Source organism: Kitasatospora sp. NPDC023385 (assembly GCF_055664045.1).
Genome location: NZ_JBVOOL010000015.1, coordinates 161460 through 175106, shown reverse-complemented (window position 1 = coordinate 175106; position 13647 = coordinate 161460). Strand labels below are relative to the sequence as shown.

The 13647-nt window shown below is 73.0% G+C and carries 12 protein-coding genes; 4 read left to right on the top strand and 8 right to left on the bottom strand.

What is annotated here, in order from left to right; translation table 11 throughout:
- Positions 1-116 precede the first annotated feature (116 nt).
- The 3 genes from AC0B61_RS23825 to AC0B61_RS23815 all read left to right on the top strand — a co-directional run bounded on the left by AC0B61_RS23825 (position 117) and on the right by AC0B61_RS23815 (position 4652).
- Positions 117-2318 (top strand): MMPL family transporter, encoded by a 2202-nt coding sequence (locus AC0B61_RS23825; protein ID WP_471742747.1) that lies wholly within the window; start codon positions 117-119, stop codon positions 2316-2318.
- 298 nt (positions 2319-2616) lie between these two features.
- Positions 2617-2823, top strand: a complete 207-nt coding sequence (locus tag AC0B61_RS23820) for a cold-shock protein (protein WP_030060364.1) — start codon at positions 2617-2619, stop codon at positions 2821-2823.
- 161 nt (positions 2824-2984) lie between these two features.
- Entirely contained in the window at positions 2985-4652 is a 1668-nt protein-coding gene (locus AC0B61_RS23815; protein ID WP_471742746.1) for a DEAD/DEAH box helicase, read from the top strand.
- A gap of 91 nt (positions 4653-4743) precedes the next feature.
- On the opposite strand, the gene AC0B61_RS23810 is transcribed toward AC0B61_RS23815, so the two are convergent.
- Positions 4744-5610, bottom strand: a complete 867-nt coding sequence (locus AC0B61_RS23810) for a helix-turn-helix transcriptional regulator (protein ID WP_471742745.1) — start codon at positions 5608-5610, stop codon at positions 4744-4746.
- A gap of 113 nt (positions 5611-5723) precedes the next feature.
- Between AC0B61_RS23810 and AC0B61_RS23805 the strand changes: the two genes are divergently transcribed.
- Complete coding sequence (locus AC0B61_RS23805) at positions 5724-6821, top strand: hypothetical protein (protein WP_471742744.1); 1098 nt, start codon at positions 5724-5726, stop codon at positions 6819-6821.
- A 13-nt stretch (positions 6822-6834) separates the two neighbouring features.
- Here AC0B61_RS23805 and AC0B61_RS23800 read toward each other — a convergent pair whose 3' ends face one another.
- From AC0B61_RS23800 to cysC, 7 genes are all read right to left on the bottom strand, one after another.
- A complete protein-coding gene (locus tag AC0B61_RS23800; RefSeq protein ID WP_471742743.1) occupies positions 6835-7563 on the bottom strand; it encodes a sirohydrochlorin chelatase in 729 nt (242 codons plus the stop codon).
- A gap of 10 nt (positions 7564-7573) precedes the next feature.
- On the bottom strand, positions 7574-8467 hold the full coding sequence (locus tag AC0B61_RS23795; protein WP_471742742.1) for an ABC transporter permease: 894 nt from the start codon (positions 8465-8467) through the stop codon (positions 7574-7576).
- Positions 8454-9254, bottom strand: a complete 801-nt coding sequence (locus AC0B61_RS23790) for an ABC transporter ATP-binding protein (protein WP_471742741.1) — start codon at positions 9252-9254, stop codon at positions 8454-8456. Before AC0B61_RS23790 ends, AC0B61_RS23795 begins: the two co-directional genes overlap by 14 nt.
- A gap of 136 nt (positions 9255-9390) precedes the next feature.
- Positions 9391-10566, bottom strand: coding sequence for an aliphatic sulfonate ABC transporter substrate-binding protein (locus AC0B61_RS23785; protein WP_471742740.1), 1176 nt, complete (start codon positions 10564-10566; stop codon positions 9391-9393).
- A 193-nt stretch (positions 10567-10759) separates the two neighbouring features.
- Positions 10760-12124, bottom strand: coding sequence for a sulfate adenylyltransferase subunit 1 (locus AC0B61_RS23780; RefSeq protein WP_471742739.1), 1365 nt, complete (start codon positions 12122-12124; stop codon positions 10760-10762).
- Positions 12125-12126: 2 nt separating this feature from the next.
- Positions 12127-13065: a sulfate adenylyltransferase subunit CysD gene (cysD, locus tag AC0B61_RS23775; RefSeq protein ID WP_471742738.1), complete on the bottom strand. Its 939-nt coding sequence runs from the start codon at positions 13063-13065 to the stop codon at positions 12127-12129.
- Positions 13062-13643, bottom strand: coding sequence for an adenylyl-sulfate kinase (gene cysC / locus AC0B61_RS23770; protein WP_471742780.1), 582 nt, complete (start codon positions 13641-13643; stop codon positions 13062-13064). Before cysC ends, cysD begins: the two co-directional genes overlap by 4 nt.
- Between the last annotated feature and the right edge of the window lie 4 nt (positions 13644-13647).

The following is a 13647-nucleotide window of genomic DNA, read 5'->3' as shown; positions in this document are numbered from 1 at the left end:
CTTACCTGCCGACCGGCAAGGGGTGCCTCCTCGGCACTTCCCGGGCCGGTCCTTGCCGTCGCCCAGCGTCCCGTCCCCCAAGGGCTGCGGTGAACCATGCCCAGGAGGCATCGAGCATGTTCCACCGACTAGGACACTTCGTCGTTCGTCGCGCGTGGTGGGTGATCATCGCGTGGGTTGTCGCGATGATCGCCATCGTCGCCGCGGCGCCGAAGGTCACCTCCCAGACGGACGAGTCCGCGTTCCTTCCCAAGCACTACGAGTCGATCCAGGCCGCGCAGCTCCAGGAGCAGGCCTTCCCGTCGAGCTTCACGCCCGCCGCGCTGCTGCTCTTCGAGCGCAACGACGGCCAGGCGCTCAACGACGCCGACCAGGCCTCGATGGACAAGGTCGTCAACGGTCTGACCGCCGCGAACATCCCCGCGGTCGAGAAGATCCTGCCGGTCGACGCCAAGGCGTCGAAGTCCAAGGACGGCAAGTACGCGCTGTCCATGGTCGCCATCGACAAGACCAAGATGCAGAGCACGGAGTACACCGACGCGGCCAAGAAGCTGCGCAGTGAGGGCTCCAAGCTCGCCGACGGCACCGGACTGAAGTTCCAGGTCGGCGGCCAGGCCGCCAGCAGCCTCGACCAGCAGGACGCCTCCGGCGCCACCGACTTCATCGTCATGCTCGGCAGCCTGCTGCTGGTCATCCTGATCGTCGGCATCATCTTCCGCAGCATCCTGGCCGGCATCCTGCCGGTCATCCTCTCGCTGGCGATAGCCATGCCGGTGGCCAACGGCCTGATCGCCGACGCGATCAAGATCTTCGACCTGAAGTCCTCGCCGATGACCTCCGCGATCCTGATCATCGTGGTCCTCGGCGTCGGCACGGACTACTTCCTGTTCCTGGCCTTCCGCTACCGCGAGCGGCTGCGCCTGGGCGAGGACCGCAAGACGGCCGTGGCCAACGCCGTCGGCCGGGTCGGTGAGGCGATCGCCTCCGCCGCCGGTGCCGTCGCCGTCGCCTTCGCCGTGCTGGTCCTCTCCAGCCTCGGCATGTTCACCGCGCTCGGCCCGGCACTGGCCATCGCCGTCATCGCGACCGCCCTGGTCTCGCTGACCCTGGCCCCCGCCGTGCTCGCCGTCATCCCGTCCAAGGCCGTGTTCTGGCCGGGCAAGAAGTGGATGCAGGAGCCGAAGAACGCCCGCTTCGCCGCGCTCGGCCGGGTGACCGGCAAGAAGCCCGGCCTGGTCGCCCTGGCCTCCGGCGGCCTCCTGCTGGTGCTGGCCCTGGCCGGCGTCAACTACAACGGCACCTACGACCTGGCGGGCAGCTCGATGCCCAAGGGCAAGGAGTCGATGGTCGTCCAGGACAAGCTGATGAACGCGTTCTCGGCCGGCGCCACCGACCCGAGCCACGTCTTCCTGACCAGCACCAACGGCGCCAAGCTCGGCGACTCGGCGATCAAGGACTTCGCCGGGAAGCTCCAGGGCGTCCCCGGGGTGGCCTCCGTGGTCGCGCCCAGCGCCCAGAACAAGACGATCAACGCCGACGGCACCACCGGTGACTTCACCGTGATGCTCAACGACGCACCGGCCTCCAACAAGGCCATCGACACCATCGCGAAGGTGCGCGACACCGCCCACGCCTCGGCCCCGGCCGACAGCAAGGCCCTGGTCGGCGGCATCACCTCGGTGTACAAGGACATCAACACCGCGATGGTGCACGACTACACGCTGGTCTTCCCGATCGCGGCCCTGCTCATCATGATCATCCTGGGCCTGCAGCTGCGCAGCGTGGTCGCGCCCTGGTACCTGATGGCCTCGGTCGGCCTCGGCTTCGGCGGCACCCTCGGTGCCACCACCCTGGTGTTCCAGAACCTCAAGGGCGAGCCCGGCCTGATGTTCATGCTGCCGATCTTCATCTACCTCTTCGTGGTGGCGATCGGCACGGACTACAACATCCTGATCATCGCCCGCCTCCGCGAGGAGGCCCGCGAGGGCCGCTCCCCGCGCGAGGCGGCCGCCGAGGCCATCAAGCACGGCGGCCCGACCGTCGCCGCGGCCGGCTTCATCCTGGCGGCGTCCTTCGCGACCTTCATGCTCGCGGGCAACGTGCTCTTCATGGAGCTCGGCTTCTCGCTGGCCTTCGGCATCGTGCTGGCGGCCTTCGTGATGGCGATGTTCTTCACCCCGTCCCTCACCGCGCTGCTCGGCCACCGCGCCTGGTGGCCCGGCCACGCCGACAGCGTCCGCCCCGGCCACGGCCACGACGACGGCCCGGCCCTGCCGGCGGGTGCGCACGGCGTGCCGGAGCCGGCCGGCCGGCGCTGACGGACCGCTCGGGAAAGCAGGCGGCGCCCCGCTTCGGCGGGGCGCCGCCTGCCCCTTTGCCGGGGGCGCCAAACGTGACCTGTTCGGCGGAAAATCCCCGGTCGGTCGGGGTGCCCCCGTGCTAGAGTCGAGTCAGTTGCAGTTTTGGTTCCCATGAACGTTTGTGTGCGCCTGCTGGTTCCAACGCCAACAGGCGCATTTGTTTTGTCCGGTGTTTCAGTCTCCGGATGGGGATCGCGGCTACTTGGGGATTCACGAGGTGTGAGTCCCTGATGCCCCAGTTTTAGAGGAGACGGTTATGGCTACCGGCACCGTGAAGTGGTTCAACAGCGAAAAGGGCTTCGGCTTCATCGAGCAGGACGGCGGCGGCGCTGACGTGTTCGCCCACTACTCGAACATCCAGGCCCAGGGCTTCCGCGAGCTGTTCGAGGGCCAGAAGGTCGAGTTCGACGTCACCCAGGGCCAGAAGGGCCCGCAGGCCGAGAACATCCAGATCATCGGCTGACGTCAGCCTCCACGCTGACTCGCGATCATCGCGAAGCCGGGGGCCCGCACCGCACGGTGCGGGCCCCCGTTCATGCCGCAGTACGGCCGGGGCGGCGCACTCCCAATCCCACGGCCGACCAGCCCGCACCGCGGGCTGCCGACCCGACGGACGGAGAACCCATGACCACCCCTGCCCGCACGCCGCGCGACCGCGGCCCCCGCACCACCGACCAGACCCGCCGCACGGCGGGCGGCGACCGCTCGCGCAAGCCGCGCAACCGCAGCGGCGCCCCCAAGCAGAACCGCGCCGTCACGCCCGAGGCCGCCGACTTCACCGTCGTCGAAGGCACCCCGGCCCGGCCCCCGGCAGCCACCTTCGCCGAGCTGGAGATGCCCAAGGGGATCCTCTCCGCGCTCGGCCGCGAAGGCGTCACCGAGCCGTTCCCGATCCAGTCCGCGACGCTGCCCGACTCGATCGCCGGGCGCGACGTGCTCGGCCGCGGCCGTACCGGCTCCGGCAAGACCCTGGCCTTCGGCCTGCCGCTGCTCACCCGCACCGCCGGGCGCCGTGCCGTCGCCCGGTACCCGCTGGCGCTCGTCCTGGTGCCCACCCGTGAGCTGGCCCAGCAGGTCACCGAGGCACTCACCCCGTACGCCACCGCCGTCAACCTGCGGATCACCACCGTCGTCGGCGGCATGTCGATCAACCGGCAGGCCAACGCGGTGCGCCGCGGCACCGAGGTCCTGGTCGCCACCCCGGGCCGGCTGGACGACCTGATCGGGCGCGGCGACGTCGTCCTGTCCGACGTGGCCATCACGGTCCTGGACGAGGCCGACCAGATGGCCGACATGGGCTTCCTGCCGCAGGTCAGCAAGCTGCTGGAGCAGGTCGCCGAGGGCGGGCAGCGGATGCTGTTCTCCGCCACCCTGGACGGCAACGTCGACCGGCTGGTCAAGCGCTTCCTGAACGACCCGGTCACCCACTCGGTCGACCCGTCGGCCGGCGCGGTCACCACCATGGACCACCACGTCCTCCAGCTCGACCAGTCCGACAAGGCCTCCGCTGCCGCGCACATCGCCTCCCGCGAGGGCCGCGTGATCATGTTCGTGCACACCAAGCACGGCGCCGACCGGCTCGCCAAGCAGCTGCTCGGCAACGGCGTGAGGGCCGCGGCGCTGCACGGCGGCAAGTCCCAGCCGCAGCGCAACCGGGTCCTCGACCAGTTCCGCGACGGCCACGTCACCGCGCTGATCGCCACCAACGTCGCCGCGCGCGGCATCCACATCGAGGGCCTGGACCTGGTCGTCAACGTCGACCCGCCGGTCGACCACAAGGACTACCTGCACCGCGGCGGCCGCACCGCCCGGGCCGGCGAGTCCGGCACGGTCGTCACCCTCGTGCTGCCCGAGCAGCGCCGCGAGGTCAACCGGCTGATGACGGTGGCCGGCATCCGCCCGACCGTCACCAAGATCCGCCCGGGCGACGCCGACCTGGCCCGGATCACCGGCGCCCGCACGCCGAGCGGCGTCCCGGTCGCGGTCGCCGTCCCGGTGGCCCAGGCCGCCGCGGGGACCACCCCGGAGGACACGGCCGCCGGACGCGCCGGAGCCAAGGCCGGCGCCCCGCGCCGCCGCGCCGGCAAGCGCTCCGGGCTGCCCACCGACGTCGACATGAACGGCAACCCGCGCCGCCCCCGCCCCAAGCAGCGGATGGGCGCCGCCACCCAGGGCGAGCGCCCGCAGGCGGCCGGCTTCATCGGCCGCTCCGCCGGGCGCGCCAAGCCCGGCAGCGGCGCCAAGTCCGGCACCAACTACGGCACCGGGCGCCAGCGCCGCAGCATCGACTGACGGCCGCCCGCACGGCACCGGACGGGCCCCGCACCCCCTCGCAGCAGGGGGTGCGGGGCCCGTCGGCGTTCCGGGGCGGCGCACCCCCTGCTCAGCGGGTCGCCGCCACCGCCGGGGCCGGAGCCAGCGCGCGCAGCCGCTCTTCCGTCGCGGCATCACGCGGTGCCATCACGATCAACTGCAGGCCCCCCGAGGCCAGCAGCACGTGCTGGTCGATCCGCAGCACGCCCACCGCCTCGTGGCGGATCACCTTCTCGGAGCCCGAGCGCTCGGCGACCTGGTGCTCGTCCAGCCAGCGGTCCGCCTCCGGATACTCGCCGCCCACCTGCCGGATCATCCGCGCCAGATGGCGCCCCACCGCCGTCGCCTCCCCGCCGCGCTCGGCGTAGGCGGAGCGCAGCTGCGCCAGGAAGTGGCGGGCGTGCTCCTCCCAGTGCTCGACCCGGGCCCGGTGCACGGGGTTGCCGAACACCACCCAGGCCAGGTTGCACTCCTGCGGCGGCCGGCCGGTCAGGCCGAACAGCGCGTCCGCGCCCGGGTTCCAGGCGCGGATGTCCCAGTTGGCGTCCATCACGAAGGACGGCGCCGGCCACTGCGCGTGCATCAGCCGCAGCAACGGGACCGGGACGTCCCCCGGCGCGGCCACCTCGCCGTCCAGCGGGTGGCTGCCGGCCAGCCGGAACAGGTACGCCGTCTCCGCCCGGTCCAGCCGCAGCGTCCGGGCGAGGCTCCCCAGCACCTCCGGGGACGGGTGGATGTCCCGCCCCTGCTCCAACCACGTGTACCAGGTCACCCCGACGCCCGCGAGCAGCGCCAGCTCCTCCCGCCGCAGCCCCGGCGTGCGGCGCCGCACCCCCGGCGCCAGCCCCACGTCCTGCGGTGTCAGCCGCGCCCGGCGGCTGCGCAGGAAGCTCGACAGCGCCGTCCGGCGCTCCTGGGCATCGTCCACCTCGGCCATCTCCCCCGTCCTCCCTGGTAGTCGAGCTACCAGTATTCCCACGCACTGCTGCGATCCGCCCGGCCGCGCGAGGCTTGACCACGTCAACGGAACGCTCGTGCAAGGGACTCCCCATGAACAACCGTCAGCACCGTACCCTCCGCCGGGCCCTGGTCGCCGCCGCGGCCACCGCCCTGCTCGGCACGGCCGCCACCGGGCCCGCCGCCGCTGCCGCGGCCTGCCCGGCCCCGGCCGTGATCACCGGCCACGCGCCCGCCCTGGTGCCCGAGTCGGGCGCCTGGGACGCCGCCCACCACCGCTTCCTGCTCGGCTCGCTGCGGCACGGCACCGTCTCCGCCGTCGGCACCGACGGGAGCGTCCGCACCCTGGTGGACGACCCCGGCACGCTGACCGAGATCGCCGGCCTGCGGATCGACCCGGTCCGCCGCCGCGTCCTGGTCACCAACCTCGACAACGGCATCGGCGAGCGCAGCGGCGCCGCGACCCTGGGCAGGCTCGCCGGGATCGGCGCCTACGACCTGGACACCGGCCGCCGCCTCTTCTACACCGACCTCGCCGCCGTCGCCGCCGACGGCGGGAGCCACCTGGCCAACGACATCGCGCTCGGCCCGGACGGCACCGCGTACGTCACCGACTCCTTCGCCCCGGTGGTCTACCGGGTCACGCCGGACGGCGCCGCCGCCGTCCTGGTGCGCGACCAGCGGCTCACCGCCGCCCCCGGCTCGTACGGCCTCAACGGCATCGTCTACCGGGAGGGCCGCCTGATCCTCGGCAAGTGGGACGACGGCACCGTCTGGCAGGTCCCGCTGGGGAACCCGGCCGCCGTGCGGCGCGTCGAGGTGGCCGGCGGCGGCGCCCTGCTCCACCTGGACGGCCTGCTCGGCCGCCCGGACGGCTCCATCGCGGGCGTCACCAACGCCCTCCTGGGGGCCGGCCGCGACGCCGAGGTCGAGCTGCGCTCCGACGACCAGTGGCGAACCGCCCGCCGCACCGTCCGCCCCGCGGCCGACGCCACCCCCACCGCGCTCATCGCCGGCCCGGCGGGCCGCGTCTACCAGCTCTCCGCCGGACTGGCCGACGCCCTCTCGGGCCACCCCTCGGACTCCTTCACGTTGCGGCGGGTCACTGTTCTCCACGACGACGCGGACTACCGCACTGTGGCCCGGCACGCCGCCGACCTCAGTGAGCACAGCGTCCTGGACCACGCCTGAGCCCGGATCCGGCTCAGGCGGTGAGGGCCGGGACGGCCCGCAGTGCCTGGCGGGCCTCGTCGTGGCGCTGCAGCAGCAGGGCCGCCAGCTCGGGGGCGGGGCCGAGGACGTCGGCCAGCACGTCCGCCCCGTCCGAGGCCGCCGCGATGCGGTCGGGCAGGAGGCCGGGGGCCAGCAGGTAGGGGGCGACGGCGGTACGGGCGGCGCCCGCGGCACGCAGGGCGGCAAGGGCGTCGGGGACACGCGGGCCGGTCGCGGAGGCGTAGGCGACCTCGACGGCGGCCCAGCCGCGGGTGCGGCGCCACTCGGCGGCCACCGCGCGGGTCGCCGCGTCGGCGGCCGGGTCGGAGGAGCCGGCCGCCGCGAGCACGACGCCGGCGCGGGCGCGGGCGGCGGGGGAGGCGACATCCAGACCGGCCTCGGCGAGCCTGCGGTCCAGGGCGGCGAGCAGCAGGGGCGAGGGGCCGAGCACGTCCGCCACCGGCAGCCGGGCGCCGGCGGCGCGCAGGGCCGCGGGGATGTCGTGCTTGGCGTGGAACGCCCGGTTGAGCAGCAGCGGCACGGCCACCGCGTCCGCCGTCCGTCCCACCACCTGCGGGATCCGCGGCGCGCAGTGGTCCAGGTAGGCGGTGGTGACGTCGGTGCCGGGCCGCTGGGCCCGCATCTCCTCGACGAGCGCGGCCACGGTCGCGGCGTGGCGCGGGTCGCGGCTGCCGTGGGCGATGAGGAGGAGGGCGGGCATCAGCGGTGCCTCACTTGCCGGTGGCCAGCAGGCCGCGGTTGCGCAGGACCCGGCGTTCGACCGGGGTGAAGACGAGCAGTTCGATGGCGATGCCGACGAAGAGGATGAGGATGATGCCGAGCAGGACGCCGGACATGTCGGAGAACTCGCGCTGGTCCTCCAGGTAGCGGCCCAGGCCGCGGCCGAGGTCGGGGGAGGAGGCGACGAGTTCGGCGGCCATGAGGGAGCGCCAGGAGAACGCCCAGCCCTGCTTGAGGCCGGCGAGGTAGCCGGGCAGCGCCGCCGGGATCAGGACGTGGCGGGCGCCGGTCAGGCCGGTGGCGCCGATGGTGCGGCCGGCGCGCAGGAACAGCGGCGGCACCTGGTCGATGCCGGCCACCAGCCCGTTGGCGATGGAGGGGACGGCGCCGAGCAGGATCACCGCGTACATCATCGAGTCGTTGATGCCGAGCCAGATGACGGCGGCCGGCACCCAGGCGACCGAGGGCAGCGACTGCAGGCCTTGCAGCACCGGGCCGATGGCGGTGCGCACCGGCCTGACGCGGGCGACGACCAGCCCGATCGGGGTGCCGATGACGACGGCGAGCAGGAAGCCGGACAGGCCGCGCCAGACGCTGGTCCAGATGATCGAGAACAAGGTGCCCTGGTACCAGAGGTCCTGTGCGGAGTGCCACACGTCGGCGGGGCTGGGCAGGATGTACGAGGACGCGAGGTGCAGGCTGTAGGCGCCCTGCCAGAGCGCGACCACCACGAGCACGCCGACCAGCGGCGGCAGTGCCTTCGTCCGCAGTGCCTCGCCGAGGGATCCGCGGTGGGCGGTGACGGTGTCGAGGGCGTCGAGGCCGGCGCCGACGCCGGCGGTGTCGCTGTCGTTCCTGGCGGGGGCGGTGTCAGTGCTGGCCATGGCGGCGGATCTCCCCACGCAGTTCTTCGGTGATCTCGATGGACAGGTCGGCGACGCCGGCGGACTCGATGCGGCGCGGCTGCGGCAGGTCGATGTGCCACTGGCGGGCGATGCGGCCGGGCCGGGAGGAGAGCAGCACGACGCGTTGGGCGAGCCGGACGGCCTCGCGCACGTTGTGGGTGACGAAGAGGACGGACAGCTGCCGTTCGGCCCAGATGCGGGTGATCTCGTCGTGGAGCACGTCGCGGGTGATGGCGTCGAGGGCGGCGAACGGCTCGTCCATCAGGAGGACCTTGCTGCCCTGGGCGAGGGCCCGGGCCATCGCGACGCGCTGGCGCATGCCGCCGGACAGCTCGTGCACCCGCTTGCCGTACGAGCCGTCGAGGCGGACGAGTTCGAGCAGGCGCTCGGCCTCGGGGCGGCGTTCGGGGCGGGGCACGCCGGCGAGTTTGAGGGCGAGTTCGATGTTCCGGCCGGCGGTGAGCCAGGGGAACAGCGCATGCTCCTGGAACATCAGGGCGGGGCGGGCGCCGGGCACCTCGATGGTGCCGGCGGTGGGCTTGTCGAGGCCGGCGACGAGGTTGAGCAGGGTGGACTTGCCGCAGCCGGAGGCGCCGAGCAGGGTGACGAACTCGCCGGGCGCGACGTCGAGGGTGATGTCGTCCAGGACGTGGGTCTGCGCGCCGGGGCGGCCGAAGGACTTGTGCACGTGCGAGATCCGGACGGCGGGCGGGCCGGCGGCGTCGGAGCCGGAGGCGTGCGCCGACGTGGTCAGTGCCGGGGTCATCCGGGCACCTCCTGCGTGAGTGGTCTGGCAAGGACTGCGGAGCCGGGGTCCGGGCCCCGCCCGTCCCGGTGGGCATCGATCGGGGATCGACCGGGCGGGCGGGGACCGGACCGCGGAACTGGAGGGGTCGTCGGCGCTACTTGGCGCCGAGCCCGGCGTCCGCCACGGGGGGCTGGCCCTGGGCCGCGAGGACCTTGTTCAGCAGGGTGAGGTCGTAGATGCCGGTCAGGTTGGGCTTCTTGAGGAGCCCGGCGGTGACGGCGTGGTCGGCCTCGGCCTGCAGGGTGTTCGCCAGCGGGTCGTCCAGGAAGTCGATGTCCTGCCAGGCCGGGTCGAGGACCACCGGCTCCAGGGCGTTGCCGGCCTCCTTCCGGATGGCCTCGTTGGCGTCGGCCTTGGCCTTGGCCGGGTCGGCCTTGATGAAGGCGTTGGTCTTCACCGAGCCGCGCAGCACGGCCTCCACCACGTCCGGGTGCTCCTTGAGGAACTTCTGCGAGACGATGATGTTGGTGATCACGAACTTCTTGTCCGGCCAGACGTCCTTCTCGTCGAGCAGGACCTTCGCGCCGAGCGTGACCAGCTTGGAGGCGGTGGGCTCGGGCACCCAGGCGGCGTCGATGGAGCCGGACCTGTAGGCGTCGGGGGTGACCTTGTTGTCGGTGCGCACCACCGAGACGTCCCCGGCGCCGGAGGCGGCGTCGACCTTGAAGCCCTTGCCCGCGAGGTAGTTGAGCAGCGCCACGTCCTGGGTGTTGCCCAGCTGGGGGGTGGCGATCTTCTTGCCCTTGAGGTCGTCCAGGGAGGCGACCTTGTCCGGGTTGACCACGAGCTTGACGCCGCCGGAGGCCGATCCGCCGATGATCCTCAGCGAGTTGCCGTCGGACTTGGTGTAGCCGTTGATGGCGGGGGAGGGGCCGATCCAGCCGATGTCGATCGAGCCCGCGTTGAGGGCCTCGATCTCGGCCGGGCCCGCGTTGAAGACCTGCGTCTTGACCTGGGTGGCGCCCAGCTCCTTCTGGAAGAGGCCTTCCTGGAGGCCGACCAGCGGGGTGCCGTGGGTGAGGTTGGCGAAGTAGCCGATCTTCACGGTGTCCGCGGAGAGCTTGGCGCCGGAACTCCCGGCGGTGGCCGCGGTGTCGGCCTTGCTGTCGGAGGACTTGTCGGCCTTGGCGCCGTAGCTGCAGGCGGACAGCAGGGCGACGGCGGTCAGGCCGGCCGCGGCGGCGGCAGCGGAGCGTCTGATCCGGCCGGCGTTGGGGCGGGCGTGCGCATGAGGGGACGGGCTGTGCGGGGATGCCGGGTTCGGGGCCATGGTGGAGTCCTGTTCGTGGACGGACCGTCGGGAGGCGGTCTCGGGGGCATGTCGGTCGCCCCGGTGGGGCGGCCGAGGGGCGCGACTCAGCTCTGTCGGCCCGCACATCGGGTCAGGCCGCCCTGGCCGCTGCCGAGGGCGCCGCTGCCGATGCGCCCGCCTTCCTTGTCCATGTCCGAGAACGCCTCGCCGGTCATGAGACCCAGTCCTCCTCGTCGCCGGAAGCCGCGCCGGTGGTGGTGCGTACGGCTGCGAAGGCCTCGCCCGCCATGCCGGCGGTGAGGGTGGTGCCGTCGGCCGGGTCGATCAGCAGGAACGAGCCGGTGCGGCGGTTGTCGGAGTAGGCGTCGAGGGCCAGCGGCTCGGCGGTGCGCAGCACCACGTGGCCGAGGTCGTTGACGTTCAAGCCCTCGGCGCCGCTGCGCTGTTCGAGGGTGTCGCCCGCCTTGGTCGGCAGGGCGATGCGGTAGGAGATCTCCTTGACGAGCGCGCGCACGGTGCGGGTGGTGTGCTTGAGCAGCACCTTGTCGCCGGCACGCAGCGGGCGCTCGTTGAGGTGGCTGACGGTCGCCTCGATGTCCTTGGTGGGGACGGGGGCGGGGCCGGCCGCGAGGAGGTCGCCGCGGGAGATGTCGAGGTCGTCGGCGAGGCGGACGGTGACCGACTGGGGGGCCCAGGCGATGTCGCTCTCGCGGCCGAGCGCGTCGATGCCGGCGACGGTGGTGGTGTGGCCGGAGGGCAGGACGGTGACGGTGTCGCCGACGCGCAGCACGCCGGAGGCCAGCTGGCCGGCGTAGCCGCGGTAGTCGGGGTGGTCGCCGGTCTGCGGGCGGATCACGTACTGGACGGGGAAGCGGGCGGGTTCGGCGCTGGGGTCGTTGGCGACCGGGACGGTCTCCAGGTGCTCGAGCAGGGTCGGGCCGCCGTACCAGTCCATGTGCGCGGAGGGCTCGACGACGTTGTCCCCGGCGAGGGCGGAGATCGGGACGGCGAGCACGTCGCGCACGCCGAGCGAGGCGGCGTAGGCGGTGAACTCGGCGGCGATGGCGGCGAAGACGGGCTCCGCGTAGTCGACCAGGTCCATCTTGTTGACGGCGAGGACGATGTGGGGCACGCGCAGGAGGGCGGCGACGGCGGCGTGCCGGCGGGTCTGCTCGACGACGCCGTTGCGGGCGTCGACCAGGACGACGGCGAGCTCGGCGGTGGAGGCGCCGGTCACCATGTTGCGGGTGTACTGCACGTGCCCGGGGGTGTCGGCGAGGATGAACCGCCGCCGGGGGGTGGCGAAGTAGCGGTAGGCGACGTCGATGGTGATGCCCTGCTCGCGCTCGGCGCGCAGGCCGTCGGTGAGCAGTGCGAGGTCGGGCGCCTCCTGGCCGCGGCTGCGGGAGGCGTGTTCGACGGCCTCCAGCTGGTCGGCGAGCACCGACTTGGAGTCGTGCAGCAGGCGGCCGACGAGGGTGGACTTGCCGTCGTCCACGGAGCCGGCGGTGGCGAATCGCAGCAGCGAGGTGGCGGTGGCTTCCTGGGTGGTGCTGGCCTGGGTGGTGGCGGTCATGGTTAGAAGTACCCCTCGCGCTTGCGGTCTTCCATCGCGGCCTCGGACACCTTGTCGTCGGCGCGGGTGGCGCCGCGCTCGGTGAGGCGGCTGGCGGCGATCTCGGCGATCACGGCCTGGATGGTGGTGGCGTCGGAGTCGACGGCGCCGGTGCAGGACATGTCGCCGACGGTGCGGTAGCGGATCAGCCGCCGCTCGACGGGCTCGCTGTCCTTGGGGCCGCCCCACTCGCCGGCCGTCAGCCACATGCCGCTGCGGGAGAAGACGTCGCGCTCGTGCGCGTAGTAGATCTCCGGGAGGTCGATGCCCTCGCGCTCGATGTACTGCCAGACGTCCAGCTCGGTCCAGTTGGAGAGCGGGAAGACGCGCACGTGCTCGCCGACGGCGTGCCGGCCGTTGTAGAGCGACCACAGTTCGGGGCGCTGGCGGCGGGGATCCCAGGCGCCGAACTCGTCGCGCAGCGAGAAAACGCGCTCCTTGGCGCGGGCCTTCTCCTCGTCGCGGCGGCCGCCGCCGAAGACCGCGTCGAAGCGGCCCTTCTCGATGGCGTCCAGCAGCGGCACGGTCTGCAGCGGGTTGCGGGTGCCGTCGGGGCGCTCACGCAGCACGCCGCGGTCGATGAAGTCCTGGACGTGGGCGACGTGCAGGCGCAGGTTGTGCTCCGCCACGACGCGGTCGCGGTAGGCGATGACCTCGGGAAAGTTGTGCCCGGTGTCGACGTGCAGGAGGGAGAAGGGCACCGGCGCGGGCGCGAAGGCCTTCAGCGCCAGGTGCAGCATGACGATGGAGTCCTTGCCGCCGGAGAACAGGATCACCGGGCGCTCGAACTCCCCCGCGACCTCGCGGAAGATGTGCACCGACTCGGCCTCCAGCGCGTCCAGGTGGGACAGCGCGAACGGGGTCTCGTCGGCCTGCACCGTGTGCTGGGTCGCGGTGGTCATGCCAGGCCCCTCTCGGTCAGGAAGGCGTGCAGCTCGGCGGCCGACTCGGCGACCGCGCGGCCCTGCGTCTGCAGGCGCAGCTCCGGGTGGGCCGGAGCCTCGTACGGGTCGTCCACGCCGGTGAGGCCGGAGATCTCGCCGGCGGCCTGCTTGGCGTACAGGCCCTTGACGTCCCGTTCGGCGCACAGCTCGACCGGGGTCGCGACGTGGACCTCCAGGAAGTCGGTGCCGGCCGCGGCGTGCCGCTCGCGCACGGCGGTGCGGGAGTCGGCGAACGGGGCGATCACCGGGGCGAGCACCTTGACGCCGTTGGCGGCGAGCTTCTCGGCGACGAAGCCGATCCGGGTGACGTTGGTGTGCCGGTCCTCGCGGGAGAAGCCGAGGCCCTTGGAGAGGAACTCGCGGATCTCGTCGCCGTCCAGGACCTCGACCCGGTGGCCCTCGGCGCGCAGCCGCTCGGCCAGCGCGAAGGCCAGCGTGGTCTTGCCGGCGCTCGGCAGCCCGGTCAGCCACACGGTGGCGCCGCGCTCGCAGGGGGCGGCCGTGCGGGCCGCCCCTGCGGCTCCGTCGGCGGCCAGGGTG